This window comes from Kribbella jejuensis (assembly GCF_006715085.1).
Lineage (GTDB): Bacteria > Actinomycetota > Actinomycetes > Propionibacteriales > Kribbellaceae > Kribbella > Kribbella jejuensis.
In genome coordinates this window covers 2,066,011-2,091,062 of record NZ_VFMM01000001.1, presented here as the reverse complement: position 1 = coordinate 2,091,062, position 25,052 = coordinate 2,066,011, and the positions used below count along the sequence as shown (strand labels likewise).

Genomic DNA, 25,052 nt, shown 5'->3' with positions numbered 1-25,052 from the left:
TGGGTCAGATCGAGAGCCAGATCGAGGGCCGGAGGCAGGGTCGAAGTCAGGCAGAGATCGCGCGCTCGGAGCGCAGCATCATCAGCGCCGCGCCGATCGCGGCCGCGTCGTGCCCGCGCTCGTCCAGCACCACTTCGGTGTTCACGGCCCGCCCGAACGCGGAGCTCATGATCCGTTCCTGGATGATCGGCAGGTAGATCGTCCCCGCCACGGCGAACGCCGGACCGGTCAGCACGAGCAGCTGGACGTCGTACATGTTCGTGATCGTCTGCGCGCCGAGCGCGAGCCAGGACGCCGAGTCGCGCAGGATCGCCTCGGCCCGCGAGTCCCCGGTGAGTGCGAGCCGGGCGATGGCGGCGAACGCCGCGACCCCGGTACGGCGCTGAGACCCGAGGTCGAGGCCCGCGGCCCGGGCCTTCGCGACGACCGTGGCCGGACCGGCGATCGCCTCCAGGCAGCCCGTACTCCCGCACCAGCACTGCGGGCCGCCGATCTGCACGCAGATGTGCCCGACCTCGCCCGCGTTGCCGTGCGCGCCCTGGTAGACGTTCCCGTTCAGCCGGAGCCCCGAGCCGATGCCCTCACTCATGAACAACCCGGCCATCACCGAGACGTCATGCCTTGTGGTGAGCCTGGTACCGGCGGCGGCCGCGGTTGCGTCGTTCTCGAGCAGCGCGGGCAGTCCGAGCCGCTCCTCCAGGCGCTGGTGGATCGGGAAGTCGACCCAGTTCGCCATGCTCGGCGGGGCGGAGGTGACGCCGCGGTTGCGGATCAGCGGGCCCGGGCAGACGAAGCCGAGCCCGAGGATCAGCGCCGGATCGACGCCGGCCCGCTCGATCAACTCGGTGGTCTCGGTGGCGATCCGGGCAACGACCTGCTCCGGATCGCTCTCGTCGCCCGGCCCGTCCCGCCGCCAGCGCGCCACCACCCCGCCGGCGTAGTCGACGAGCACGTACGTCACGCTGTCGGGGCTCAGGTGCACGCCGACGACGTACCGGGCGGCGGCGCGGATCCGCAGCATCGTGCGCGGCTTGCCGCCGGTGGACGAGCCGCGGCCGGCCTCGTCGACCAGCCCGTCGTCGATCAGCCGGCGGACCAGCGTGGTGACCGAGGGGGCGGTCAGGCCGGTGATCTGCGTGAGTTCCACCCGGCTGACCGTGCCCGCGGAGCGGATGCTGTCCACAATGAGGGCGCGGCTGTTCGTCGGGGCCGGGTCGTAACCCGGTGCGTACGACGCGTCGCTGACCTGCTGCATCGGGACATCCGCAATCTGTCGAGTTTGTTAGGTCTGTGAATATAGTGGCTTCGATGGCCTTGGAGGGCAGTGTATGCATGAGCGGATCGCTGGGCTGGTACTGGCGCGTCCCGGGCGGCTGCTCGGGATGGAGCCGTTCATGGCCGACGTCGTCCAAGGCATCGAGGAAGTGTTCGCCGGGCGCGGCTGCAGCCTGCTGATCGAGTTCGCGGCGGACATCCGCGGCGAGATCGAGACCTGGCAGCGCTGGGTCGCCAACCGGTACGTCGACGGCATCGTGATGGTCGATCTGCGGACCTCGGACCCGCGGCTGGACGAGTTGCAGCGGCTCGGCGTACCGGCCGTGCTGCTGGGCGGCCCGGAGCTCGAGGTGCCGATCACGAACGTACTGGTCGACAATGCCGAGGGTGCTCGCGCGGCGGTCCGGGCGCTCGCGCGGCTCGGGCATCGCGACATCGCGCGGGTCAGCGGGCCGCGGGACATGCTGCACTGCCAGGCGCGCGACGACGCGTTCATGGAGACCTGCGCGGAGCACGACGTGCAGGCGCGGGTGATCGAGGGCGACTACTCGGAGGACTCCGGGCGGGACGCGACCAAGCAGCTGCTGACCGGCAGCCGAGTCCCGACGGCAGTTGTCTATGACAACGACCTGATGGCGATCGGCGGCCTGGCCGCGGCGCGCGAGCTCGGCTTCGCGGTCCCGGACCAGCTGTCCGTCATTGCCTGGGACGACACTGCGGTGGCGCGACTGGCCACGCCACCGCTGAGCGTCGTCACGGTCGACGTACACGGCTTGGGCATGATCGTCGGCGAGGCAATCCTCAACGTGATCCAGGGCGCCGAGCCCACCACCTACCAGGTCCCCAAACCAACAATCCGCCTGGCCCGCTCCACCACCCCACCAGCCCCCCGCCCCAGCTAGTCCACCTCCGCGGGCCGCGCCGCCTCGAGTTCCGCGGAGCGGCGCGGCTTGCGGTCAGGACAGGCCGAGGACGGCCAACGGGTCGCCCCAGGACTTGAGGGCCGCGAGGAGGTCGGGGTTCTGGGTGGTGGAGAGTGCCTCGGTGTAGGCGTCGGTGACGATGTCGGCGATCCGCACCGGTACGCCGGTGTCGGCGGACCGTACGGCGGCCTCGACCATCGCGATGCTGACGACGTTCGAGTGCACCTCGGACTGCGGCTTCGTCCCGGTGCGGACCGCGTTCACGAACTCGACCAGCGAACCGGCGATCTCCTCGGGTTCGTCACCGAGCGGCGCGGGTACATCAGGTTCCGCGACCGGGGCGTTGTCGCCGTCCCAGGTCGCCGTACCGCCGGCCGTACTGGCCCGCCAGCGACCGTTCCAGGACGTCTCGAGCCCGGGCGCGCACCAGCTGCCCGCGAAGGTGAAACGTGTCCCGTCGGCGTAGGTGAAGATCGCGGACGCCGCCGCGTTGCCGTCGAACCAGCTCCAGGACGGGTTGTACGAGTCGCAGTACACCGAGACCGGCTCGGACCCGATCAGCTTGCGGGACAGGTCGAACTGGTGGATCGCCATGTCGACCAGCAACGGCTCCGCCATCCGCTCGCGGAAGCCGCTGAAGTGCGGCGCCTTGTAGAACTCGCACGACAGCGTCCCGACCGGCCCGAGCTCGGCGAGCTGCCTGCGGAACGCCTCCACGGCCCGGAAGTACCGCCGCGACTGCGAGACCATCAACAACTTGCCGCTGACCTCGGACGCGGCCGCCATCTGCAGACACTCGCGGACCGTTTCCGCCAGCGGTTTCTCGCACAGTACCGGGACTCCGCGCAGCAACGCTTCCACGCTGACCGTCGGATGCGCCACCGGCACAGTCACGTCGATCAGAGCCTCGAACTCGACATCCAGTTCGTCGATCGAGGTGGCGACCGGTACGTCGTGGTAGCCGTGTTCGTCTGCCGCGGCACGCGCCACGTCGACGTCCAGGTCGACGAGCCCGACCAGCTGCACGGAAGTGTTGGCCGCGATGGTGCGGAGCCAGGCGCGGCCCATGCCGCCGGCTCCGGCCTGCACCAGGCGTAGGGGTTCAGGCATCGGCAGGCTCCTCGATGGGACCGGTGTACCCGTGTCCGTTGAAGAAATCGTCGGTCTCGTAGCGCAGCAGCGTCGGCAGGGCCCGCTTCGGCAGGTCCGTACGGGCCCACTGGACACCGTTCGCGATCACCTTACGGACATCCTTGTGGTGGTACACCGGGTAGTCCTGGTCGCCGGGGGAGAAGTAGAAGATCTTCCCGTGTCCGCGGCGGAACGTGCAGCCGGAACGGAACACCTCGCCGCCGGAGAACGAGGAGACGAAGATCAGTTCGTCCGGTACCGGGATGTCGAAGAACTCGCCGTACATCTCCTGCTGCTCGATCACGATCGGGTGCGGCACGCCCTGCGCGATCGGGTGCGTCGGGTTGACCGTCCAGACCAGCTCGCGGTCGCGCTCGCTGCGCCAGCGGAGCGTGCAGGTGGTGCCCATCAGCTTGCCGAAGATCTTCGACCAGTGGCCGGAGTGCAGCACGACGAGGCCCATGCCGGACAGCACGTGCTGGTACACGCGGTCGACCACCTTGTCGTCGACCTCGCCGTGCGCGGCGTGGCCCCACCAGACCAGTACGTCGGTCTGCGCCAGCACCTCCTCGGTCAGGCCGTGCTCGGGCTCGTCCAGTGTCGTGGTCGAGATCTTGGCGTCGGGAAGGTTCTCGGCGATGCCGGCCGCGATGGTCTCGTGCATCCCGTCGGGATAGATCTCCCGGACATGCGGCTCGACCTGCTCGTGCCGGTTCTCGCCCCAGACAAGTACGTTCATTGTTGGTATCCCCAATAAGTATTCGGGTGGTCTATTTGACGGCTCCGCCGATGGCGCCGGCGGCGATGTACTTCTGCGCGGCGACCAGCAGCACGATGGCCGGGACCGCCGAGAGCACCGCGGTCGCCATCACCGCGTTCCAGTTCTGCACCTGGGTGCCGAGGTACTGGTAGATCCCGAGCGTCACCGGCCGCACGCCGCCCTTGGTGGTCAGCGTCAGCGCGAACAGGAAATCGCTCCAGGAAAACAGGAAACTGAACAGTCCGGCGGTGATCAGCGAGTTCTTGCTGATCGGCAGCACGATCGCCACGAACGCCCGGAACAGCCCGGCGCCGTCCACCCGGGCCGCCTCCACCAGCGACGGCGGCAACGAGAGCATGAACGAGCGCAGGATCAGGATCGCGAACGGGATCCCGCTCGCACAGTTCGCGATGATCAGGCCCGGGATCGAGTTCAGCAGCCCGATCCGTTCGTAGGCCGTGTAGAGCGCGTTCGCGATCACGATCCCGGGGATCATCTGCGAGATCAGGATCGCCAGCAACCCGATCGACACCCAGCGGGACCGGAACTGCGAGAGCGCGTACGCACACGGGGTCGCGATCGCCAGGCTCAGTACCACGGTCCCGGCCGCGATGATCATGCTCGTGACCAGGTTGCCGCCCTGCTCGTCGAGCGCGCGCTTGTAGCCGGAGAACGTCGGATGCAAGGGCAGGAAGCCGGCGGTCAGCGTGTTCCCGGACGGCTGCAGCGAGGCGTTCACCATCCAGTAGACCGGGAACAGCATCACGCACAGGATCAGCACGCCGATGACGGTGTACGCCGTACGTCGCATCGCACTCCCCTTACTCATCGACGGCGCGACGGGTGCCGCGGAGGTAGAAGATCGCGAACACGAACGAGATCGCGATCAGGATGTTGGACAGTGCCGCGCCTTGGCCGAACCGGAAGTCCACGAACGACTTCTGGTAGGACTGGGTCGCCAGCGTCTGGGTCGCGTTCGCCGGACCGCCGCCGGTCAGGCCGAGGATGATGTCCAGGACCTTGATCGTGTAGACGACGCCGAGCATCAGCAGCACGCTCGCGACCGAGCGCAGGTTCGGCCAGGTGATGTACCGGAACGCGCGCCACCCGGTCGCGCCGTCCAGCTGGCCGGCCTCGTACAGCTCGTCCGGGATCTCGGCCAGACCGGAGTACAGCAGAGTCACGTTGAACGGGATGCCGATCCAGATGTTCACGCCGATCACCGCGATCAGCGCGACCGACGGCGAGTTCAGCCACGGCACGGGATCGTTGATGACGTGCAGGGCTTGCAGCGTCCGGTTCAGGATGCCGCTGTCCTGCTCGAGAATCGACCGCCAGGTCGCGCTCGACACGATCAGCGGCAGCAACCACGGCAGCAACAGCAACGACCGGAGTACGCCGCTGAGCGGAAAACGATTCCGGAAGAACAGTGCGAGCCCGAGACCGATCGCGAACTGGAAGGCGATCGAGCCGACCGTGAACAGCGCGGTGTTCAGCATCGCGTCCGAGAACAGCTTGTCGGTCACGACCGTCTTGTAGTTCTGCAGCCCGACCCAGGGCGCGACGCCGGTGAAGAACGTCTTGAGCCCGTAGTCCTGCAGGCTCATCAGCAGGTTCTTCACCACCGGGTAGCCGAACAGCGCCAGCATCGCCAGCGCGGCCGGCAGCACGAACAGCACCTTGGTCAGGCTCTCGCCCCGGTGGTGCCGGCCGCGCACCTTCGCGCGGCCGGCCACCCTCGTACGTGTGAGCGTCACCATCAGCTATCAGCCGCCGGAGGCCTGCTTGAAGGCGTCCTGGGCCGTGGCCTTGCCGGTGAGCGCCAGCTGGATCGCCTGGTAGATCACCTTCGCGGCGTCCGGCCACTTGTCGCCCAGCTTGCCGGTCCGCGCGCGGGCGGTCTTGACCTGCTCGGCGAAGGCCTTCATCGACGGCACTTCCTTGGCGTACTCGTCGAGCAGCGAGAGCTTGGTCGGGAGCGTGTACCGGGCCTTCGCCCAGGCCAGCTCGTTCGCGTCCGAGTTCAGGCACTTCACGAAGTCCGCGGCCTTCTGCTCCTTGGCCTGGTCCTTGTTCAGCGGGACCGTCCAGGCCTCACCGCCGAGCGGCGCGACCGGCGTCTGGTCCGGCTTGTTCAGCGGGAACGTGACCACGTCCCACTTGATCTTGGGGTTCTTGTTCAGCGCCGGGATCTGCCACGGCCCGTTCACCATCATCGCAGCCTTACCCGCCATGAACTGGTCGTTGACGTCACCCTGGGTCCAGTTGATCACGCTCTTGGACGCTGAGCCGTCCTTCACCAGATCCACCCACAGCTGCAGGGCTTCGGCCACCTGCGGGCTGGTCAGGTCGGTCTCGTCGCCGCCGTTGGTCCACATCGCCGGCAGGAACTGCCAGGACCCTTCGTACGTGGCGTTCGCGTTGAAGGCCATCCCGTACCGCCCGGGTTTGGTGAGCTTCTTGGCCGCGGCCTTCAGTTCGTCCCAGGTCTTCGGCGGCTGGATGCCGGCCTCGGCGAGCATGTCCTTGTTGTAGAACAGCGCGATCGTGTTGGTCACCGGCGCGAGCCCGTAGAGCTTGCCCTGGTACGACGTCGCGTCGACCATGCCCTTGATGACACCGTCGGCGTTCAGGCCCAGGTCGTTCAGCGGCGCGAGCGCACCGGTCGCGGCGATCTGCTGGACGTCGGGGTTGTCGAGCATCAGGACGTCGGGCAGCGTCTTCGACGAGGCCTGCTGCAGCACCTTCTGGATCAAGGTGTCACCAGGCACCGTCTCCCGCTGGATCGTGATGCCGAGCTGCGTGGCGCAGCTGTCGAGGCCCTTCTGGACCAGGGACTTGTCCGGGTCGTTGTTGTAGTAGTCCAGGATTGTGAGGCTCTTGACGCTGTCGCCGCCCGAGCTGGACGACTGGCCGCCGCCGTTGTTGCCGCAGGCGACCAGCAGGAGCGACACCGTCGTCGCACCCGCCAGCGCGGCGGCGATCCGCTTGCTGATCATGACATCTGACTCCTTCAAAGCGTTTAACCGAGGAACGAGTGAAGCTGCAGCGCGCTTGTGCATTGGGCGGTAAACCGCTTAACTGAGGTGTTGAAGGACTATGTTCCCTACGTCACACCGCTGTCAAGGGTTCGCTGGAGGATCGATGGTTACGATGCGGGACGTCGCTCAGCGTGCCGGGGTCTCGATCGCGACCGTCTCGTTCCTGCTCAACGACACCAAGCCGGTGACAGCGGCGACCCGGGCGCGGATCGAGCAGGCGATGCTCGACCTCGGGTACAAGCGGAACCTGGTCGCCCGGGCGCTGGCGTCGCGGCGGACGCACATCATCGCGATGGCCTACCCGGCGCTCGAGCACCGGTTCGGGATGTCCACGTCGGAGTTCTTCACCAGCGCGGCCGAGGCGGCTCGCAAGGCGGACTACCACCTGGTGCTGTGGCCGGTCGGCAACGACGGCGTCGAGTTGCGGGAGCTGCTCGGGCAGGGCCTGGTGGACGGCGTCGTACTGATGGAAGTACAGCTCGACGATCCGCGTATCGACGTACTGCAGGGTGCCAAGATGCCGTTCGCGTTGATCGGGCGGACGACCGAGCCGGCCGGGTTGTCGCACGTGGACATCGACTTCGACACCACGGTCGAGGACGCTGTGCGGCACCTGTACTCGTTCGGGCATCGCCAACTTGCCTTGATTTCAGGCGATCTGGACGATCCGCGGTTCCACGCGTACGGCCCGTGGGTCCGGGTAGAGGAGGCGTACCGGCGGGTCGCGGCGTCGTACGACCTGCCGATCGTGGTGGTGCCTTGTTCGGACACGACCGAGGCGGGGAAGGCGGCGACGGAGCAGTTGCTCGCGCAGCACCCGGAGACCACCGCGGTGCTCGTGCTGAACGAGTACGCCGCGCTCGGCGTCGTGTCGGGGCTCAAGCGGGCCGGGTACGACGTACCGGGGGACATGTCGGTGTTGTCGCTGTTGATGGTGCCGGAGACCGCGGCGATGACGGACCCCGAGCTGACGATGATGCGGACGCCCGGTCCGGAGCTGGGTCAGCTCGGCACCGACTCGTTGATCCGCGAGCTCGAGGGCGACGATCCGCTGCCGCCGCAGCTCGTCCCGGCCAAGCTGTCGCCGGGCGCTACGGTCGCAGCGCCCAGAGCGCCGCGACCAAAGGCCGATGCAGGTCGGCGCGGCGCGCGCAAAGCCCGATCGTGAGCGGTTCCAGGTCGGCCGGCAGTTCCTCGAGCTGATCGCGGACGGCGGACGAGTCGAGCACCAGCCGCGGTACGACGCCGACGCCACACCCCAGCGCCACCAGGGCAAGCAACGCCTCGTGCCCGTCGGGCTCCGCCGCGATCGTTGGCTTGACCCCCATTCTCCGAAACCACCGAAACGCGCTCTCCCGAACCAGCCCGCGAGCCGGCACGACGTACGGACCCTCAATGAGAGCGTCCCGCGAATCACCTGACAGCTGGTCGGGGTCGCGCAGACCGCCTGACGAGCGCCCGCCGGGGGCGTCGCGTGAACCGTCTGACGGATGGCCGGCGGGGGTGCTGTCCGGACTGTCTGATGGGCGGCCGGCGGGGGTGCCGGGCGGACTGTCTGATGGGCGGCCGCCGGGGGTGCTGGGCGGACCGTTCAACGGCCTCTCGGCGGCGCGGACGAGGACTAGGTCGGTGACGGCGACGGTGCGGGCCACCAGGCTCTGCGGGAGGCGCTTCGGAATGCCGGCTACCGCGGCGTCCACCTCGCCCTCGTCGAGTCGGGCGAGGGCTGCGGCCGCGTCGCCGGTGCGGATGTCCAGCCGGAGCTGCGGATGCTGTTCGCGCAACGGCCGGAGCAGCTCCGGGAGCAGCGTCTGGCACGCGGTCACGGTCGCGAAGATCCGGAGCTCACCGGTCAGATCCTCCGCAGACCCCGCCCGGTAACCCGCCCACAGCTCCAGCGCCCGCTCCGCGTACGCCGTGAACCGCCGGCCCTCCGCCGTCAGCACCACGCCCCGCGGCCCACGATCCAGCAACCGCGCCCCGACCCGCGCCTCCAGCCGCTGAATCGTCCGCGTCAACGTCGCCGCACTGACATGACACTCCAGGCTGGTCCGCCCGTAGTTCAACGACCGCCCCAAATGCAGGAACAACTCCAACTCCCGCTGCTCCACCCAGTCCTCCATCCAGTCCGATGCCTACCGAAGAACGGGTAGTGGTGAGCCTGCGCAGCCCTCGACCGGGACCGCGCACGCGTGCCCGCCGCACAAAGCGCCCATCACTACCCGTTCTTCGGTACGCCGACCCGACCCGCGCCCCGCACGCGGCAGGTCGAACAGGAGATACGGCGCGGAGTCTGGGAACAAGCAATTGCGTGTCCCCAGACCCCATCGCCTATCCCCAGACGCCATTGCGTGGCCATCCGCTCAGTGTTGCAGATTGTGGAACGGTGCGGTGCGGAGGTTGCGCTTGCTGCAACAGGTCGGCGGACCGTTGACTGGTGGGCATGGAGAGTTCGGTGTTTCGGGTTGAGTCGATGACGGTTCCGGGTGGGGCCGAGGCGATTGTGCGGGGTGGGCGGGATCTGTTCCCGTTGCTGCCGAGTGCGTTGCACGGGGTGGAGCGGATCGGGGTGCTCGGGTGGGGGCCGCAGGGGCGGGCGCAGGCGCTGAACCTGCGGGACTCGTTGGCCGGTAGCGGGATCACCGTGGCGGTCGGACTGCGGCCGGGGTCCCGGTCGCTCGACGACGCCCGTGCGAACGGGTTCAACGAAGACGATGGCACGCTCGGGGACTGGTTGGAGATCGCGGCGAGCGCGGACCTGGTGATCCTGCTGATCGCCGACGCGGCGCTGGCGGCGCACCATGAGGAGATCTTCGCGGTCCTCAAGCCCGGCGCGACCATTGGCCTGTCCCACGGTTTCCTGCTCGGCTACCTGCGTGAGCTCGGCCGCGACTTCCCGGCCGGGCATCCGGTGATCGCGGTCTGCCCGAAGGGGATGGGCGACTCGGTACGGCGGCTGTACGTGCAGGGCGCGACCGTCAACGGCGCCGGCATCAACGCGAGCATCGCCGTACACGCCGACCCGGACGGGCACGGTACGGACCGGGCCCTCGCGTGGTCGATCGCGCTCGGGTCGCCGTACACGTTCGCGACCACGCTGTCCGCCGAGTACCACTCTGACATCGTGGGCGAACGGGCGATCCTGCTCGGTGCGGTGCACGGCCTGGTCGAGGCGCTGTACCGGTACTTCCGGATCGCCGGCGCGGACCCGGTGACGGCGTACGAGCGGTCCACCGAGACGATCACCGGACCGATCGCGCGGACCATCTCGAAGCACGGTATCCCGGCGGTGCGCGCGGCGTCGGGGGACTCCGACCTGTTCGATCGGGCGTACTCGGCGGCGTACCGGCCGGCCCGGGACCTGGTCGCGGAGATCTACGACGAGGTTGCCGACGGCACCGAACTGCGGAGCGTGATCCTGGCCGAGCAGCGGCTCGCCAACCGGCCGATGACGCAGATCGGCGGCAGCCCGATGTGGTCGCACAGCCCCACGGTCCACGCCCGCCGGAGCACTCCATACCGAACCGTACGGTATGGAGGCGGGTCCGGCGACGCCCGGGGCGGCGGGGCGAGCGGTGCTGCGGCGGGCGGTGGGGCCGGCATCGATGCGGTGACGGCGGGGGTGTTTGTGGGGACGATGATGGGGCAGGTGGACGAGTTTGTGGTGCGGGGGCATGCGTGGTCGGAGATTGTCAATGAGTCGGTGATCGAGGCGGTGGATTCGTTGTTGCCGTACATGCATGCCCGCGACGTCGCGTACATGGTCGACAACTGTTCACGGACCGCGCGGCTCGGTGCCCGCCGGTGGGGGCCGCGGTTCCAGGCCGTGTACGAGCAGATCGCCCTCCCGCAGCTCGACCAGCCGGCCGACGCGCAGCTGATCAAGGAGTTCCTCGCCAACCCGGCCCATGAGGCCCTTGCCGCGGCCGCCGAGCTCCGCCCGTCCGTCGACATCTCGGTTTAGCCTATGGGCCATGACGCCAGAGATGACGCGCTCACGGTTGGTGCCGATGCGGCCGAGGGATCCGCACGAACCCGGTCGGGTCGCGTCGTCGCTGGAGTTGTTCTTCGATCTGGTGTTCGTGATCGCGGTCAGCGTCGCGGGCGCGCAGTTGCATCACGCGCTGTCCGAGAAGCACATCACCAGCGGCGTGCTGTCGTACGCGATGGTGTTCTTCGCGATCTGGTGGGCGTGGATGAACTTCACCTGGTTCGCCACCTCGTTCGCCACCGACGACTGGCTGTACCGGGTCCTCACGATCGTCCAGATGAGCGGCGTCCTGGTGCTCGCCGCCGGGATCGAGAAGGTCTTCGCCGACCACGACTTCACCGTCGTCGTGATCGGGTACGTCGTGATGCGCATGGCGATGATCGCGCAGTGGTTGCGGGCGGCCCGTTCCGGGGGCGGCAACCGGCGGACGGCGCAGTTCTACGCCGGTGGGATCGCGATCGTCCAGGTGCTCTGGCTGACCTTGCTGGTGATGCCCGGATCGGTCCAGGTGATCGCCTGGGTGGTGTTCGTGATCGCCGAGCTCGCCGTCCCGATCGTGGCCGAGCGGCGCGGGGTGACGCCATGGCATCCGCACCACATCACCGAGCGGTACGGGCTGTTCACGCTGATCCTGCTCGGTGAAAGCCTGCTCGCCTCGGCGAACGCGATCATCGAGGCGGTGCACGACCACGAGTCGCTCGGTCCGCTGATCGCGCTCTCGGCCCTCACGCTGGTCGTCACGGCCGCGCTGTGGTGGATCTACTTCTGGCCGCCGCACCACACCGCGATCACGTCCTTCCGCCGGTCGCTGCGGTACGGGTATGTGCACTACTTCGTGTTCGCCGCGGCCGGCGCGTTCTCGGCCGGGATCGAGGTGGAGATCGACAGCATCACGCATCACACCGAGCTGAGCGAGGTCGCCGCCTCCTACACGGTGACGATCCCGATCGCGATCTTCGTCGTCGGCATCTGGTGGATCGCGCTCCGCGACAACGCCGACCGGGTCGTGAACATCGCCGTACCGGTCGGCGCGGTGCTGGTGCTGCTGGATCCGCTGATCCCGATCCCGTTCGCGCTCACGGCCGTCTTCATGGCCGGCGTCGTCGCGACCCTGGTCCTCCGTCCGCCGGTGCGGCCGGCGGACTGAGGCGGCTGGCGGGTTGTTTCACCGATAGCGGGTTGCAACGGGTCAGCCGTGCGACAGCCCGCCAGCGGTCACGCGAGCTCGGCCAGTGCGGTGGCGACGCGCCCGTGAGCTGCCTCCAAAGCAGCTCGCGCGGCGGGAATCGGCGTGCCGGTCAGGAGGTGGACGAGGGCCGGCTTGAGCTCGCCGTCGGCGGCGGCCAGGGCGGTTTCGCAGGCGGCCTCGTCGGCGCCGGTCGCCTCGCCGAGGATCCGGATCATCCGGCCGCGGAGCTTCTTGTTGGTGGCGACCAGGTCGACCATCAGGTTCGACCAGGTCCGGCCGAGCTTGATCATCAGCGTGGTGGAAAACGCGTTCAGAATCATTTTCTGCGCGGTTCCGGCCTTCAGCCGGGTCGAGCCGGCGATCACCTCGGGACCGGTGTCCGCGGCGATCACGATGTCCGCGAGCGGCGCCAGCGGGGCGTCCGGGTTCGAGGTCACCAGTACGGTCGTCGCCCCGGCCGCGCGGGCCGCCTTCAGTGCACCGGCGACGTACGGCGTGCTCCCGGAAGCGGCGAGGCCGATGACGAGGTCCTGACCGGTGACCGCGGCCGCGTCGGACGCCCCGCCCGCCTCGGAGTCCTCGACGTTCTCGACCGCGCGGAGCAACGCCTCCATGCCGCCGGCGTGGTGCGCGACCACCAGACCGTCGGGGACGTGGAACGTGGGCAGCAGCTCGGCGGCGTCCAGGACGGCCAGGCGTCCCGACGTACCGGCGCCGAAGTAGTGCACCCTGCCCCCGCCACGGACCGCCTCGACGGCGGCGTCCACAGCCTTGGTCAGCTCCGGGATCACCACGCTGACAGCCCCGGCGACCAGGGCGTCCTCGTTGTTGACCAGCTGGAGGATCTCGGACGTGCCCACCGCGTCGATGGCCAGCGTCCGGGGGTTGCGCTGCTCGGTCGGTGAGGTCACGGGATTATGTTAGTTTTCTACTGAAGGATTTTCAATTCGGTTGAATCTTGACAAGCTGCTACTCGGAGCCCTTCAACCGGTGACCGCGGACCGCGGAAGCGGTCTCCTCGAGCGCTTTCCGGGCGTCCGGCAGCACCTGCTGCGCGACCCCGATGAACAGGCAGTCGATCACCGTCAGCTGCGCGATCCGGCTCGACATCGCGCCGGAGCGGTACGTCGTCTCGCGCGCGGCGGTGGTCAGTACGAGATCGGCGGTCTTCGCCAGCGGCGAGCGCGGGAAGTTGGTCACCGCGACCGTGGTGGCGCCGTGCTTGGCCGCCTCTTCGAGCGCCTCGACGACCTCGACCGTCGTACCGGTGTGCGAGATGCCGATCGCGACGTCGCCGTCGCCGAGCAGCGCCGCGCTGGGCAGCGCGACGTGCACGTCGTTCCAGGCGAAGGCGACCCGGCGGATCCGGTGCAGTTTCTGCTGGAGATCCATCGCGACGAAAGCGCTGGCGCCGAAACCGTACAGATCGACGCGCGAGGCCTTCACCACCGCGTCGACGACCTTCGCCAGTGCGTCCACGTCGACCTGCTGGGCGGTCTCGCGGACCGCCCGCTCGTCGGCGAACGCGACCTTGCCGACCACGTCGGCCAGCGAGTCACCGGGCTCGATGTCCCCGCCGACCTCCGGGCGGACGCTCTCCTGCGCCGACTGGGCCGCCAACTGCAGGCGGAGCTGCGGATAGCCGGGGACGCCGATCTGCTTGCAGAACCGGATGACCGTGGTCTCCGAGGTGGACGCCACCTCGGCCAGTTCGGAAATCGTCATCGCCGCCACTCCGCCCGGGTCCGCGAGGACCGCGTTCGCCACCCGCTGCTCGGCCGGCGCCAGCGCGGGCATCACCGCGCGGACCCGGACCAGCAGCGGCCCCGTGGGTTCTGGAGAGGTTGTTGAATTCATGACAGCCACGGTACGGCGCCCCTGCACGAGATGGGGTCACCGACGCGAAAGTCTCCAACCCGTTGCGGCAAATGATTCGGGCGTTCGCTCGCCATCGAGAAGTTCACCGTCCCCGCTCGTGATCTTCACACCGTCGACGTACACGCCGCGGCCCTGGTACAGCGGGTCGCTGGTGTAGCGCCAGCGGATCGTCTGCCGGCCCGGATGCAGCTCCGCGGCGACCTGGTGCCAGTGCCGGTCGCCGGAACCGCTGATCGAGCCGTCGGTGTCGATCACCGATCCGCGGTCCCGCACCGTGAACGGCACCTTGGTCCAGGTGGATCCGTCGGCGGATGTCTCCAGGTACAGCAGATCCGAGTCCTCGGTGTCCACGAACAGGTCGAACGCGAGCTTCGCGCCGCCCGCCGGTACGTCGACCGTGGTGGACAGCGTGGCCGTCGAATTGTCCGTCGTACCGGAGAACCAGGCGTCCTTGCCGTGCCGCGGGCCGACGCCGAGCGCCAGCGCGAGGCCTTGGGCGACCGCACGCCGGGCCGGGTTGTTGCTGCCCCAGTCGCGGCTCGGGTGCACGCGGTTGGTGAGCAGGATCGCGAACGAGCGGGAGTCGAAGTCGATCACGATCGACGTGCCCGTGTAGCCGGTGTGGCCGGCGGCGCGCGGGCCGGACAGGCCGCCCATGTACCAGCGCTGGTTCAGCTCGAACCCGAGACCGTGGTCGTTGCCGGGGAACGCCTGGTTGAAGTTCGTGATCATCGCGGTCACTGAGGATTCTTTGAGGATCCGGGCGCCACGGTAGCTACCGCCGTTCAGGAATGTCTGCGCCAGTACCGCCATGTCGTCCGCAGTACTGAAAACGCCTGCGTGGCCGGCGACACCGCCGAGGGACCACGCGTTCTCGTCGTGCACCTCACCCCAGACCATGCCCCGCGGCGGGGAGGACTGGTATTCCGTGGCCGCGATCCGGGGCTTCTTCTTCGGGTCGGGGTTGTAGCCGGTGTCCCGCATCTGCAGCGGTTTGGTGATGCCGTCGGCGACGAGTTTGTCCAGGGTCTTGCCGGTGACGCGGTGCGCGAGTTCGCCGAGCGCGATCAGGTTGAGGTCGCTGTACAGGTACTTCGTGCCTGGTGGGTCCTGGAGTTTCGCTGTGAGGGCCATCTGGAGTCTCGAGGCCGGATCGGGCCGTGAACTCCACAGCGGCAGCCAGGACGGGAAACCGCTGGTGTGCGTGAGCGCCATCCGCACAGTCACGTTTTCCTTGCCGTTCTCCGCGAATTCCGGAATGTAGGTCGCGATCGGCGCGTCCAGGTCGACCTTGCCCTTCTCGACCAGCTGCAGGATCACGATCGACGTGAACAGCTTCGACACCGACGCCATGTCGAAGATCGTGTCGGTGCGCATCGGAAGCTGCTGGTCCGCGGGCAGCTCGGTGCCCGCGCCGTCGGCGTACTTCAGCGCGAGCCCGGTCGCGGTCCGGGTGACAATCTTTCCGTCGTGACCGAGCAGCGTGACCGCGCCCGCGTACAACGGTTTCGCCGTCCCGATCGGCTTGGTCCAGGCGGCGACCTGGGCCAGCGCGGCGTCGATCGGCGCCGGGTCCAGGCCGGCCTTCGCCGGCGTCTCGTCGCGGAGCAGCGTGGACTTCGGCGCGTAACCGTCGTACGGACGGTCGAACCGGCCGGAGACATTGCCGCCGGCAACTGCAGGGGTCGCCATCGTGAGTATCACCGCTGAGATCGTCGTGACTGTGCATAGTTTCAGGGCAGCCCACCGCTTCATCGGTGAGCTCCCTTGTAGAGCAGGTACTTCGCCCGCCGGGACGTCCAGGCGTCCGTCTCGGACTTCCAGGCTGCCACGATCTCCTCGGCCGGCGCATCGGCCGAAAGCATGGTCCGGAATCGGTCGGATCCGGTCAGCAGATCGATCCACCGGCCGGGTGGGGTCTCCGCCCGCCAGCTGAAGTCGGGGTAGAGCTTACGGGCCTCGACGATCATGTGCGTCGCGGCCGTGATCGCCTCCACCCGGTGCGGGTCGGTGATCTGTACCTGGACGCCGCCGCACAGCAGGTTCGCGTTCTTGCTGATCGACGGCGTGAAGTACGCCTCGCGGAACGCGACGCCCGGGATGTTCTTGGTCTGCAGCGCCTGCGCCCACCGGTAGTCGACGTACGGGGCGCCGATCAGCTCGAACGGGCGCGTGGTACCGCGGCCCTCGGACAGATTGGTCGCCTCGAACAGGCACAGGCCTGGGTAGAGCAGGGCGGTGTCCGGCGTCGGCATGTTCGGGCTCGGCATCACCCAGGTCAGGCCGGTGTCGGCGTACAGCTGGTCGCGTTTCCAGTTCTTCGCCTCGATCACAGTCAGCTGCTTCAGCCGGCCGCCGTTCGGCTCGAGCGGGAGGTACTCGGCGTCGAACATCCGGGCCAGCTCGCCGACCGTCATGCCGTGCTGCTGGAGGATCTCCTTCTTGCCGACACCGGAGGTGTACCCGGGCTTGAGCATCGGGCCGCGCGCGTACCCGCCGACCGGGTTCGGGCGGTCGAGGACGACGAACCGCGCGCCGGTCCGGACCGCGGCCAGCATCGCCTCGAACATCGTCCAGATGTAGGTGTAGAAGCGGGCGCCGACGTCCTGGATGTCGAAGACAACAGTTTCGACCCCGGACTTCGTGTAGAGCGCGGCCAGCTTGTCGGCGGTCGCGCCGTACGCGTCGTACACCATGATCCCGGTCCGCGGGTCGACGTGGTCGCCCTCCGAACCGCCCGCTTGCGCGGTGCCGCGGAAACCGTGCTCCGGGCCGAACACCGCGACGATGTCCACGTTTCCGGACGCGTGCATGGTGTCGACGATGTGCTGGAGGTCGGGGAGGATCCCGGTCGGGTTGCTGATCACGCCGACCTTCTGGCCCTGGAGTGCTCCCCAACCGTCCTGCGCGAGCACCTCCGCGCCGGTCATCACCTTCCGGTTCGAGACCGCCTGCGCGGCCGGTACGTCGATCAGCGGGGCGGCCGCCAGCGCACCGGCGCCGGCCAGCAAACTACGTCGCTTCATATCGGTCTCCTCAGGAACGGAACGAGAGGTCGGCAATCATCGGCCGGTGGTCACTGGCCGCTTCGGCAAGCGGAACCTCGGCGGGTACTTGGGCTTTGCGGACGTGCAGGCCCGCGCCAACGGTCACGAAATCGATCCGCTTGCTCGCAGCAACCGCCGGATAAGTGAACGGACCGCCCGTAGTTGCTGCCGCCGCGGTCCACGAGTCGGTCAATCGCGTCCACAACGGGGCGAGCTCCGGTGCTCGAGGCTCGGCATTGAAGTCCCCGACCAGAATCTGCAGCTCGGCCGAAGGGTCCTGGGCAAGTATGGCGAGAGTGTCCGCAACCTGCATTCGCCGCACGGTCGGATCAGCGCGGTAATCCAGATGCGTGCAATAGACATGCACCCGCCGCCCGCGAACCTCGATCTCGACCTCGAGGAAACCGGGCGCCGGAGCCGGCACCGGATTCGGGTCCTGCGTGGACAGCCGGGTGATCGAATGGTTCTCGACGTTGACGAGCGGGAACCGGGACAGGACGCCGACGCCGTACTGCCGCCGAGGCTGACCTGCGGCCGGCGGATCGAGGTCGTAGATCGGCGCGAACGCGGGGTACATCCCCAACCGTGTGGCCAGCTCCGCGATCGTGTCCAGCCAGTTGCTGCGCTTGTCCCAGTGGACGTCGACCTCCTGCAACCCGATCACGTCCGCGTCCAGCGCCTTCAACGCCCGGGCGGTCCGGTCGAGATCGAAAACATTGTCCTCCCCGGCGCCGGCATGAATGTTGTACGAGGCAACAGTCAATCGGGTGTCCCGCGGATCGAAGGTCAGCCCGTGCCCGAACGGGAAGAGCGTTTCAGTCGTTTCCGGATGGGCCGGAATCTCGACCGGGAGCTTTCCGGCCGGCGCGATCTCGCCGTACAGCACCTTGGCGAGCGCCTCCATCGACACCACGGTGCTTCCGTACGTGACGAGCGCGGTCTGCGGTGCGTCGAAGTACGCGACGTCGTACGGATCCCGGACCGGTACGACGACCACCGGGCCGCCTGCGGCGAGCAGGCCGTTGACGAGTTTCTGCTGCTTGGCCAGCTTGTCCGTGACCTCGGTGTCCCAGGCTTTGTTGGTCAGCACAACGGTCAGGTCGGCGGCCGACGCGGCGGCCAGCGCGTCGGTGATCTTCGCGTCGGACGGCGTCGTACCGGTGTCCTTCACGATCGTGGTCGCGCCGCGCTTCTGCAGTGCGGTCGCCACAGCGGCGGGGCTGTACCCGGTGACGAGCACCTTCCGCGGCCCGGGGGAAAGCGGTAGTAGAGCAGCGTCGTTGCGGAGCAGCGTCGTACTGCGGTCCGCGATCCGTTGGGCCTCTGCTGTGCCGGCCGGCGTACCGACGACCTTCAGGACCCGGGATACATCGACGTACGGTTGCTCGACGAGTCCGGTGTCGTATTTCAGTGTCAGAATGCGTTGCACGCTTTCGTCGATCCGCGCTTCGCTGATCCGGCCGGCCCGGACGGCATTCAGGACCGAGTTGTACGCCAGGCCCGGATCGACCGGCATCAGCAGTTGGTCGACACCCGCCTCGATCGCGCGGAGCGGGATTTCCGCGTCGCCGTACTTGTCCCGGACGCCCTGCATTCCGAGCGAGTCGGTGATCACCACGCCGTCGAAACGGAGCTGCCGGCGCAGGATGCCGGTCAGGATCGGCCGGCTGAGGGTGGCCGGATCGCCGGACGGGTCCAGCGCCGGGACCACGATGTGCGCGGTCATGATCGAGTGGATCCCGGCCCGGATCGCGGCCTGGAACGGCGGCAGGTCGATCCGGGTCCACTCCTCGCGGCTGTGGCCGATCACTGGGATGCCGGTGTGGCTGTCGGTCGCGGTGTCGCCGTGGCCGGGGAAGTGCTTCGCGGTGGAGACGATCCGGCCGTCGCGCTGGTAGCCCTTCACCTGCGCCGCGACGAGCTGCGCGACCAGCGCTGGGTCCGACGAGATCGACCGGACGCCGATCACCGGGTTCAGCGGATTGACGTTGACGTCCGCGTCCGGCGCGAAGTCCGTGGTGATGCCGAGCGCCCTCAGTTCCCGGCCCGCGATCGCGCCGGCCGACCGGGCGAACGCGGGGGAGCGGGTCGCGCCGAGCGCCATCCCGCCGGGGAACTGGGTGGCCGGCGGCCCGACCCGGACCACCGAGCCGTACTCCTGGTCGGTGCCGATCTGCAGCGGGATCCCCGTGTCCGCGAGCGCCGCGGCCTGCAGGCCGTTCGACAGGCCGGCGATCTGCTCCGGGTTGCGGACCGAGTCGGTCCAGGTGAAGTAGATGACGCCGCCCAGGTGGTACTTCGCGACCACCTCGGCCGGGGTCGCGACGCCGTACAGGCTGGTGTTGCGGGCGTCGGCGGTGCCGGCCGTCGGGCCGTACGCGTAGCAGACGAACAGCTGGCCGACCTTCTGCTCCAGCGTCATCCGCCGGAGCTTGTCCCGGACCCAGCGATCCGGGTGGGCGGTGTTGGCTGTGTCGGCGGTGTCGGCTGCGGCGGCGGGGACTGCTGCGGAGGGGGCGGTGCCGGCGACCGTCGATCCGGCGACGGCGGCCGCCGCGAGTCCGAGGGTCTGGCGTCGGGTCAGTTCCATCGGTGTCACCAACTCGTTCCGGGCGGGCAGGGCGAACGCCAAGGTAATTGAATTACAGATACTCCCCCGCGACGCGAAAGTTACCCACACGCGCACGATGGGTCAAGAGTCGGTGACAGATGGTGGGACGCCTTGGTCGACAGTCGCGCCGTTCGGTGCCGCCACCGCGAGTACGCCGCCTACCCAGAGCAGGCGCGTCACCGAGAGCCCAGGGGCGGACGGGACCGGGCCGCCGTCGAGCGGCATCTCCCGGCGGAGGCCGGATTGGCGTAGACCGAGGCCGAGGGCCTTACCAACGGCTTCCTTCGCTGTCCACAGGCGCAGAAAGGCAATCGGCTGGTCCGGCTGTTGCCCCATCCATTCCAATTCGCGTTGGGTGAACCAACGGTCGGCCAGTGGCCGGAAGTCGCGCGGCTGAACCTCTTCGAGGTCGATGCCCACCGGCCCCTCGTGCGATGCGGCGACGGCGACCCGATGCCGCGAGTAGCTGATGCTCACGGCCAGCCCTGAGATGTGCGGTCGGCCGGAGTCGTCATGTGTCAGCGCCGGTCGACCGACGAGAGTGCTCGCGAGCTCGAGCAGCAGCGAGTGGGCGGCCGATCTGGGCTCGACGCCGGCCATTGCTGATCGGACGTGCACCGGGCTGACCACGCCAAGAAAGATAACTTGTCGACAAGTTGATCGAACTGGTCCTCTCGGCGGGTCGATAACTGGATCTGTAGGCCGTACCGGTAGCTCCCTACCGTCGAGTTATGACCACCGCCTGCGAGACCACCACAGCCCTGGTAACCGACCGCCTGCTGGACGCCCGGTTCGTCCGGCTGCTGGCGATGGTGTTCGGTTCGGGGCTCAGCATCTACCTGCTGACCTCGGTCGTCCCGCTCTACCTCGCGGCCAACGGTGCCGGCGGGATCGGTGCCGGGCTGTCCACTGCCGCGACGATGTTCTCCGCGGTGTCCGTCGAGTTGCTGATCACCCGGATGCTCGCCCGCTGGGGCTACCAGCTGGTCCTCGGCCTCGGACTCGTCCTCCTCGGCGCACCGTCACTGATCCTGCTCGCGACCGCAGCGCTGCCGCTCGTCCTCGCCGTGTGCATCGTCCGCGGCGCGGGCCTCGCGATCCTGGTCGTCGGCGCGGTCGCGCTGATCGCGGACCTCACCCCGCCGACCCGGCGCAGCGAAGCGCTCGGCGTGTACGGCGTGGCGGTCGGCATTCCCGCGGTGATCGGTTTGCCGCTCGGCGTGTACCTCGGCCACGTGATCGGCTTCGACGCGCTGTTCGTTCTCGCCGCGGTCACCTCGCTGGCGGGACTCGTGATGCTGATCGGACTGCCCGCCACGGCCGGCACCGAAGAGCAGCACGTCCAGGTGCTCGGCGGCGTACGGCGAAGCGGTCTGCTGATGCCGTCGCTCGTCTTCGCCGCGGTCACCGTCGCAGCCGGCATCAGCGTGACCTTCCTCCCGCTGGCCGTTGCCCCTAGCAAGCAGTCGATGGTCGCGACAGCCCTGCTGCTCCAGGCGATCGCGGCGCCATTGGCCCGGTGGCTGGCCGGCCGGTACGCGGACCGGATCGGCGCGGCCAAACTGCTCGCGCCCGTGCTCGTGCTCGCCGCGATCGGCGCCGGATCGCTCGTCTTCCTGCCCAGCCCGGTCGCGATCCTGATCGGCTCGGTCTGCTTCGGCAGCGGCTTCGGCGCCGCGCAGAACCTGACCCTGAGCCTGATGTACAACCGGGTCGACCGCAGCCGCTACGGCCAGGTCAGCGCGCTCTGGAATCTCGCGTACGACGGTGGCTGGGGCCTCGGCGCCATCGTTTTCGGACTGGTCGTTTCCGGGGTCGGCTACCCGGCCGCCTTCGCGATGACCGCGGCGGTCGTGGCGGTCGCCGTCTTACCGGCGGTCAAAGCCTCGGCCTGAGCCGGGTCAGAGCTTCCGGAGCCGGACCCAGCGGACGGCGTGGTCGGGGCCCTTCCGAAGCACGAGCGTGGCGCGCGATCGGGTCGGGAGGATGTTCTCGCGCAGGTTCGGGCCGTTGATGCCGTCCCAGAGCGACTCGGCCTTCTTGATCGCCTCGGCGCGGCTGAGTTCGCCGTACCGGACGAAGTACGACTCGGGGTTGCGGAACGCCGTCTCCCAGAGTTTCAGGAAACGTGCGACGTACCAGGACCGGATGTCGTCGGCCGCGGCGTCGACGTAGACCGAGAAGTCGAAGAAGTCGCTGACCGCGAGGCCGCTCTTGCCGTCCGCGTGCCGGGGCGCCGGCTGCAGGACGTTCAGGCCCTCGAGGAGCAGGATGTCCGGCTGCTCGACCGTTGTCCGGACACCGCTCATCCGGTCGTAGTGCAGGTGCGAGTACACCGGCGCCTCGACGGTGTCGATGCCGGACTTCACCTCGACCACGAAGCGCAACAGCGATTTCCGGTCGTACGACTCCGGGAAACCCTTGCGCTGCATCAGGTTGCGGCGCTCGAGTTCGGCGTTCGGCCAGAGGAACCCGTCGGTGGTGACGAGCGCGACTCGCGGGTGCTCGGGCCAGCGGGCCAGCAGTTCGCGGAGCAGCCGCGCGGTCGTCGACTTGCCGACGGCAACGGATCCGCCGATCCCGATCACGAACGGCGTGCGGGTGGCGGCGGGTTTGCCGAGGAAGCTCTCGGTGTCGGCGTGCAGCGCGCGGGCGTGCCGGACGTACAGCGACAGGATCCGGGACAGCGGCAGGTACACCTCCCGGACCTCGTCCATGTCGATCTCGTCACCGAGGCCGCGCAGCCGTTCCACCTCGTCAGCTGTCAGCGGCGAGATCGTGGTTTCGGCCAACTGGGCCCAGGTGGCCCGGTCGAGCTCGGTGTAGGGAGTCACCTCCCGCGACGGCTGCAGCATGAGGCCCATTCTTCCCACCGGCGCCGGATGCACCCACATCGGGCGAGCGTGGCCTTGGTCTCAGCTGTGCCACAACAGGGCTCGATCCCGAAACTTTCGGTCACCGGACCACCCACAGGTAGGGTGAGCCGAAAGTTTCGGAGCGGGAGGTGCGGTGGACGAGCGGCCGACGATTGCGAAAATTGCGGAGCAGGCCGGAGTCTCGGTGCCGACCGTGTCCAAGGTGCTGAACGGGCGCTCGGACGTCGCCGCGGCGACCCGGGCGCGGATCGAGAGCCTGATCCAGGAGCACGGCTACCGGCGGCGGAGCGCGAGTACGGCGGCCGGGCCGATGATCGACCTGGTGTTCAGCCAGCTCGGCGGCGAGTGGGCGATGGAACTGATCCGCGGCGTCGAGCAGGTCGCCCGGTCCGAGGGCGTCGAGCTCGTACTGTCCGAGTGCGGCGGTGCGCTGCGCCCGCGGCAGGAGTGGATCGAGTCGGTGCTCAACCGGCGCCCGCTCGGCGTGATCATGGTGTTCTCCGACCTGGACGCCGAGCAGCGGGCACAGCTGGAGACCCGGCGGATCCCGTTCGTCGTGGTCGACCCGGTCGGCGACGTCGGGGACGACGTACCGTCGATCGGCTCCGCGAACTGGAACGGCGGCCGGATGGCGACCACCCATCTGCGCACCCTCGGCCACGAGCGGATCGGGATGATCGGCGGCCCGATCGACACGCTGTGCTCGCGGCAGCGCGTCGACGGGTACACCGACGCGCTGCGCTCGACCGGCGCCGACGGCGACCCGGCGCTGATCCGCTGGGGCGACTTCTCGGTCGGCGGCGGGTACCGCGAGGCGCTCGCCCTGCTCCGCGAACCCCACCCACCGACCGCGATCTTCGCCGGCAGTGACATGCAGGCGCTGGGCGTCTACCAGGCTGCCCGCGAGCTCGGCCTCGATGTTCCCCGCGACCTGTCCGTGGTCGGGTACGACGATCTGCCGCTCGCGCAATGGGTCACCCCTGCGCTGACCACGGTCCACCAACCGCTGCACCAGATGGCCGAGCTCGCGGCGCGCGTCGTCCTCGACCTGTCCCGCGGCAAGACACCGGCCGCGCTCCGGCTGGACCTGGCCGTCGAGATGAGGGTCCGGCAGTCCACCGGCCCGGCCTAGGACCGCGAGTCGACCGGTTCGCGCTCGACGGAGCGGGCGTGGTCGACATCGCTGTGCGTCACGGCAAGGTAGGTGACGAAGGCCGCGAACAGCAGCAGTCCGACCAGGGTGACAGGGCCGATGCCCCAGCCGACGCCGCCGTCGTGGGTGGGTTTGCCGAGCCAGTCGGCGATCGACGCGCCGAGCGGGCGGGTCAGTACGTACGACGCCCAGAACGCGACGGTGACGTTCAGGCCGAGCTTCCACAGACCGAGCGGTACGACGATGAGTACGGCGAACAGTACGATCGACCAGGTGAAACCGAGGCCGAAGTCGATCGCGGTCGCGTCGCCGACCGCCGTACCGAGGCCGAAGGTGAGCAGCACGACGCCCCAGTAGAACCGCTCGCGCCGAGCCGTGGTGATCGAGTGCACCGAGATGGTGCCTTCGCTGCGGCGCCACCAGGTGAGCAGCCCGCAGAGCAGTACGAGGTAGACGATCGAGTCGAACCAGTACGGCGTACCGAGGGCCACATGTGGTCCGTCGGCGATCATCGTGCCGAACAGCGCGACGCCGAGGACGGTGACCCAGTAGCGCACCGGGTGGTAGGTGTCGGCCTTGAGTTGCAGGTAGAGGGCGGTGCCGAAGGTGCCGATCCCGATGACGCCGGCCAGCGGGATGCTGACGCTGCCGAGATAGTCCGATGCGGTCTCGCCGATGCCGGTGGTGAGCAGCTTGACCACCCAGAACATCACGAAGACCGCGGGTACCTTCGGAGCCGGGAACACTCGTGTTCGCATGGTGCGCGAGCGTAGATGTCCGAAGCTGAGAAGCGGCTGATCGGCGGCGTGCCCTAAGGTGAGGGACATGATCGTCGGCGTGGGCATCGATGTGGTCGACGTGGATCGGTTCATGCGGACGCTCGAGCGGACGCCGGGGTTGCGGGACCGCGTCTTCACCGCGGTCGAGGCGGTGAAGCCGCCCGCCTCGCTGGCGGCACGGTTCGCGGCCAAGGAGGCGCTGGCGAAGGCGCTGGGTGCGCCGGGCGGGATGCACTGGCACGACGCCGAGGTGCAGACCGACGAGACCGGGCGGCCCTGGCTCGAGATCACCGGGACGGTCGCGGCGCAGGCGGCGAAGCTCGGCGTGCAGAGCCTGCATCTGTCGCTCAGTCATGACGCGGGGATCGCGTCCGCGGTCGTCGTCCTGGAGGGTTGAG

Annotated in this window: 22 protein-coding genes; 7 read left to right on the top strand and 15 right to left on the bottom strand. The window is 68.7% G+C overall.

Going from position 1 to position 25,052, the window contains the following annotated elements; all coding sequences use genetic code 11:
• Positions 1 to 46: 46 nt before the first annotated feature.
• Positions 47 to 1,255 (bottom strand): ROK family transcriptional regulator, encoded by a 1,209-nt coding sequence (locus tag FB475_RS10195; RefSeq protein WP_141854735.1) that lies wholly within the window; start codon positions 1,253 to 1,255, stop codon positions 47 to 49.
• A gap of 73 nt (positions 1,256 to 1,328) precedes the next feature.
• Between FB475_RS10195 and FB475_RS10190 the strand changes: the two genes are divergently transcribed.
• Positions 1,329 to 2,177: a LacI family DNA-binding transcriptional regulator gene (locus FB475_RS10190; protein ID WP_141854733.1), complete on the top strand. Its 849-nt coding sequence runs from the start codon at positions 1,329 to 1,331 to the stop codon at positions 2,175 to 2,177.
• Positions 2,178 to 2,231: 54 nt separating this feature from the next.
• Here the strand turns inward: FB475_RS10190 and FB475_RS10185 are convergent, their stop codons facing one another.
• Genes FB475_RS10185 through FB475_RS10165 form a run of 5 tightly spaced genes read right to left on the bottom strand, consistent with a single transcriptional unit; the run spans position 2,232 to position 7,088 of the window.
• On the bottom strand, positions 2,232 to 3,308 hold the full coding sequence (locus tag FB475_RS10185; RefSeq protein ID WP_141854731.1) for a Gfo/Idh/MocA family protein: 1,077 nt from the start codon (positions 3,306 to 3,308) through the stop codon (positions 2,232 to 2,234).
• The gene (locus tag FB475_RS10180) at positions 3,301 to 4,068 is read right to left on the bottom strand and encodes a ThuA domain-containing protein (RefSeq protein ID WP_141854728.1); all 768 of its coding nucleotides are present in this window, start codon (positions 4,066 to 4,068) and stop codon (positions 3,301 to 3,303) included. Before FB475_RS10180 ends, FB475_RS10185 begins: the two co-directional genes overlap by 8 nt.
• 31 nt (positions 4,069 to 4,099) lie before the next feature.
• Positions 4,100 to 4,900: a carbohydrate ABC transporter permease gene (locus FB475_RS10175; protein WP_238332067.1), complete on the bottom strand. Its 801-nt coding sequence runs from the start codon at positions 4,898 to 4,900 to the stop codon at positions 4,100 to 4,102.
• A gap of 10 nt (positions 4,901 to 4,910) precedes the next feature.
• Positions 4,911 to 5,849, bottom strand: coding sequence for a carbohydrate ABC transporter permease (locus FB475_RS10170; protein WP_141854724.1), 939 nt, complete (start codon positions 5,847 to 5,849; stop codon positions 4,911 to 4,913).
• Positions 5,850 to 5,855: 6 nt separating this feature from the next.
• Positions 5,856 to 7,088: a sugar ABC transporter substrate-binding protein gene (locus FB475_RS10165; RefSeq protein ID WP_141854722.1), complete on the bottom strand. Its 1,233-nt coding sequence runs from the start codon at positions 7,086 to 7,088 to the stop codon at positions 5,856 to 5,858.
• A 145-nt stretch (positions 7,089 to 7,233) separates the two neighbouring features.
• Here FB475_RS10165 and FB475_RS10160 point away from each other — a divergent pair, with 145 nt between their 5' ends.
• On the top strand, positions 7,234 to 8,298 hold the full coding sequence (locus FB475_RS10160) for a LacI family DNA-binding transcriptional regulator (RefSeq protein ID WP_141854720.1): 1,065 nt from the start codon (positions 7,234 to 7,236) through the stop codon (positions 8,296 to 8,298).
• Here FB475_RS10160 and FB475_RS37505 read toward each other — a convergent pair.
• Entirely contained in the window at positions 8,222 to 9,253 is a 1,032-nt protein-coding gene (locus FB475_RS37505; protein WP_238332066.1) for a LysR substrate-binding domain-containing protein, read from the bottom strand. The genes FB475_RS10160 and FB475_RS37505 overlap by 77 nt on opposite strands.
• Positions 9,254 to 9,585: 332 nt before the next feature.
• On the opposite strand from FB475_RS37505, the gene FB475_RS10150 reads away from it, so the two are divergent.
• Both FB475_RS10150 and FB475_RS10145 read left to right on the top strand, forming a co-directional pair.
• Positions 9,586 to 11,094: a ketol-acid reductoisomerase gene (locus tag FB475_RS10150; RefSeq protein ID WP_238332065.1), complete on the top strand. Its 1,509-nt coding sequence runs from the start codon at positions 9,586 to 9,588 to the stop codon at positions 11,092 to 11,094.
• 10 nt (positions 11,095 to 11,104) lie between these two features.
• Positions 11,105 to 12,268, top strand: a complete 1,164-nt coding sequence (locus FB475_RS10145) for a low temperature requirement protein A (protein WP_185759179.1) — start codon at positions 11,105 to 11,107, stop codon at positions 12,266 to 12,268.
• Positions 12,269 to 12,336: 68 nt separating this feature from the next.
• Here the strand turns inward: FB475_RS10145 and murQ are convergent, their stop codons facing one another.
• From murQ to FB475_RS10115, 6 genes are all read right to left on the bottom strand, one after another.
• Entirely contained in the window at positions 12,337 to 13,221 is an 885-nt protein-coding gene (gene murQ, locus FB475_RS10140) for an N-acetylmuramic acid 6-phosphate etherase (protein WP_141854716.1), read from the bottom strand.
• 58 nt (positions 13,222 to 13,279) lie between these two features.
• Entirely contained in the window at positions 13,280 to 14,167 is an 888-nt protein-coding gene (locus FB475_RS10135) for a MurR/RpiR family transcriptional regulator (RefSeq protein WP_141854714.1), read from the bottom strand.
• A gap of 36 nt (positions 14,168 to 14,203) precedes the next feature.
• Entirely contained in the window at positions 14,204 to 15,880 is a 1,677-nt protein-coding gene (locus FB475_RS10130) for a serine hydrolase domain-containing protein (protein ID WP_185759177.1), read from the bottom strand.
• Positions 15,881 to 15,939: 59 nt separating this feature from the next.
• The gene (locus tag FB475_RS10125; RefSeq protein ID WP_141854711.1) at positions 15,940 to 17,214 is read right to left on the bottom strand and encodes an exo-beta-N-acetylmuramidase NamZ family protein; all 1,275 of its coding nucleotides are present in this window, start codon (positions 17,212 to 17,214) and stop codon (positions 15,940 to 15,942) included.
• Positions 17,215 to 17,224: 10 nt separating this feature from the next.
• Entirely contained in the window at positions 17,225 to 19,825 is a 2,601-nt protein-coding gene (locus FB475_RS10120) for a glycoside hydrolase family 3 N-terminal domain-containing protein (RefSeq protein WP_185759175.1), read from the bottom strand.
• Between the two features lie 102 nt (positions 19,826 to 19,927).
• The gene (locus FB475_RS10115) at positions 19,928 to 20,476 is read right to left on the bottom strand and encodes a 4'-phosphopantetheinyl transferase family protein (RefSeq protein WP_141854709.1); all 549 of its coding nucleotides are present in this window, start codon (positions 20,474 to 20,476) and stop codon (positions 19,928 to 19,930) included.
• A 101-nt stretch (positions 20,477 to 20,577) separates the two neighbouring features.
• On the opposite strand from FB475_RS10115, the gene FB475_RS10110 reads away from it, so the two are divergent.
• Positions 20,578 to 21,741, top strand: a complete 1,164-nt coding sequence (locus tag FB475_RS10110; protein WP_141854707.1) for an MFS transporter — start codon at positions 20,578 to 20,580, stop codon at positions 21,739 to 21,741.
• Positions 21,742 to 21,747: 6 nt separating this feature from the next.
• Here the strand turns inward: FB475_RS10110 and coaA are convergent, their stop codons facing one another.
• Complete coding sequence (gene coaA / locus FB475_RS10105) at positions 21,748 to 22,701, bottom strand: type I pantothenate kinase (RefSeq protein ID WP_141854705.1); 954 nt, start codon at positions 22,699 to 22,701, stop codon at positions 21,748 to 21,750.
• Positions 22,702 to 22,855: 154 nt separating this feature from the next.
• On the opposite strand from coaA, the gene FB475_RS10100 reads away from it, so the two are divergent.
• Positions 22,856 to 23,854: a LacI family DNA-binding transcriptional regulator gene (locus FB475_RS10100; protein WP_141854703.1), complete on the top strand. Its 999-nt coding sequence runs from the start codon at positions 22,856 to 22,858 to the stop codon at positions 23,852 to 23,854.
• Here FB475_RS10100 and FB475_RS10095 read toward each other — a convergent pair.
• Positions 23,851 to 24,633 carry a COG4705 family protein gene (locus FB475_RS10095; protein ID WP_185759173.1) on the bottom strand — a complete coding sequence of 261 codons (783 nt, stop codon included), beginning with the start codon at positions 24,631 to 24,633 and terminating at the stop codon, positions 23,851 to 23,853. The two genes, FB475_RS10100 and FB475_RS10095, sit on opposite strands and share 4 nt — an antisense overlap.
• Before the next feature lie 67 nt (positions 24,634 to 24,700).
• Between FB475_RS10095 and FB475_RS10090 the strand changes: the two genes are divergently transcribed.
• Positions 24,701 to 25,051, top strand: a complete 351-nt coding sequence (locus FB475_RS10090) for a holo-ACP synthase (protein ID WP_141854699.1) — start codon at positions 24,701 to 24,703, stop codon at positions 25,049 to 25,051.
• Position 25,052: the final 1 nt, after the last annotated feature.

Excerpts from the sequence above, each read along its gene's own strand:
- FB475_RS37505 (WP_238332066.1), bottom strand. The coding sequence starts at position 9,253 with ATGGAGGACTGGGTGGAGCAGCGGGAGTTGGAGTTGTTCCTGCATTTG.
- FB475_RS10095 (WP_185759173.1), bottom strand. The coding sequence starts at position 24,633 with ATGCGAACACGAGTGTTCCCGGCTCCGAAGGTACCCGCGGTCTTCGTG.
- FB475_RS10185 (WP_141854731.1), bottom strand. The coding sequence starts at position 3,308 with ATGCCTGAACCCCTACGCCTGGTGCAGGCCGGAGCCGGCGGCATGGGC.
- FB475_RS10145 (WP_185759179.1), top strand. The coding sequence starts at position 11,105 with ATGACGCCAGAGATGACGCGCTCACGGTTGGTGCCGATGCGGCCGAGG.
- FB475_RS10190 (WP_141854733.1), top strand. The coding sequence starts at position 1,329 with ATGCATGAGCGGATCGCTGGGCTGGTACTGGCGCGTCCCGGGCGGCTG.
- FB475_RS10090 (WP_141854699.1), top strand. The coding sequence starts at position 24,701 with ATGATCGTCGGCGTGGGCATCGATGTGGTCGACGTGGATCGGTTCATG.
- FB475_RS10175 (WP_238332067.1), bottom strand. The coding sequence starts at position 4,900 with ATGCGACGTACGGCGTACACCGTCATCGGCGTGCTGATCCTGTGCGTG.
- FB475_RS10125 (WP_141854711.1), bottom strand. The coding sequence starts at position 17,214 with ATGAAGCGACGTAGTTTGCTGGCCGGCGCCGGTGCGCTGGCGGCCGCC.
- FB475_RS10170 (WP_141854724.1), bottom strand. The coding sequence starts at position 5,849 with ATGGTGACGCTCACACGTACGAGGGTGGCCGGCCGCGCGAAGGTGCGC.
- FB475_RS10160 (WP_141854720.1), top strand. The coding sequence starts at position 7,234 with ATGGTTACGATGCGGGACGTCGCTCAGCGTGCCGGGGTCTCGATCGCG.
- FB475_RS10110 (WP_141854707.1), top strand. The coding sequence starts at position 20,578 with ATGACCACCGCCTGCGAGACCACCACAGCCCTGGTAACCGACCGCCTG.
- FB475_RS10130 (WP_185759177.1), bottom strand. The coding sequence starts at position 15,880 with ATGGCGACCCCTGCAGTTGCCGGCGGCAATGTCTCCGGCCGGTTCGAC.
- FB475_RS10180 (WP_141854728.1), bottom strand. The coding sequence starts at position 4,068 with ATGAACGTACTTGTCTGGGGCGAGAACCGGCACGAGCAGGTCGAGCCG.
- FB475_RS10195 (WP_141854735.1), bottom strand. The coding sequence starts at position 1,255 with ATGCAGCAGGTCAGCGACGCGTCGTACGCACCGGGTTACGACCCGGCC.
- FB475_RS10165 (WP_141854722.1), bottom strand. The coding sequence starts at position 7,088 with ATGATCAGCAAGCGGATCGCCGCCGCGCTGGCGGGTGCGACGACGGTG.
- coaA (WP_141854705.1), bottom strand. The coding sequence starts at position 22,701 with ATGCTGCAGCCGTCGCGGGAGGTGACTCCCTACACCGAGCTCGACCGG.
- FB475_RS10120 (WP_185759175.1), bottom strand. The coding sequence starts at position 19,825 with ATGGAACTGACCCGACGCCAGACCCTCGGACTCGCGGCGGCCGCCGTC.
- FB475_RS10135 (WP_141854714.1), bottom strand. The coding sequence starts at position 14,167 with ATGAATTCAACAACCTCTCCAGAACCCACGGGGCCGCTGCTGGTCCGG.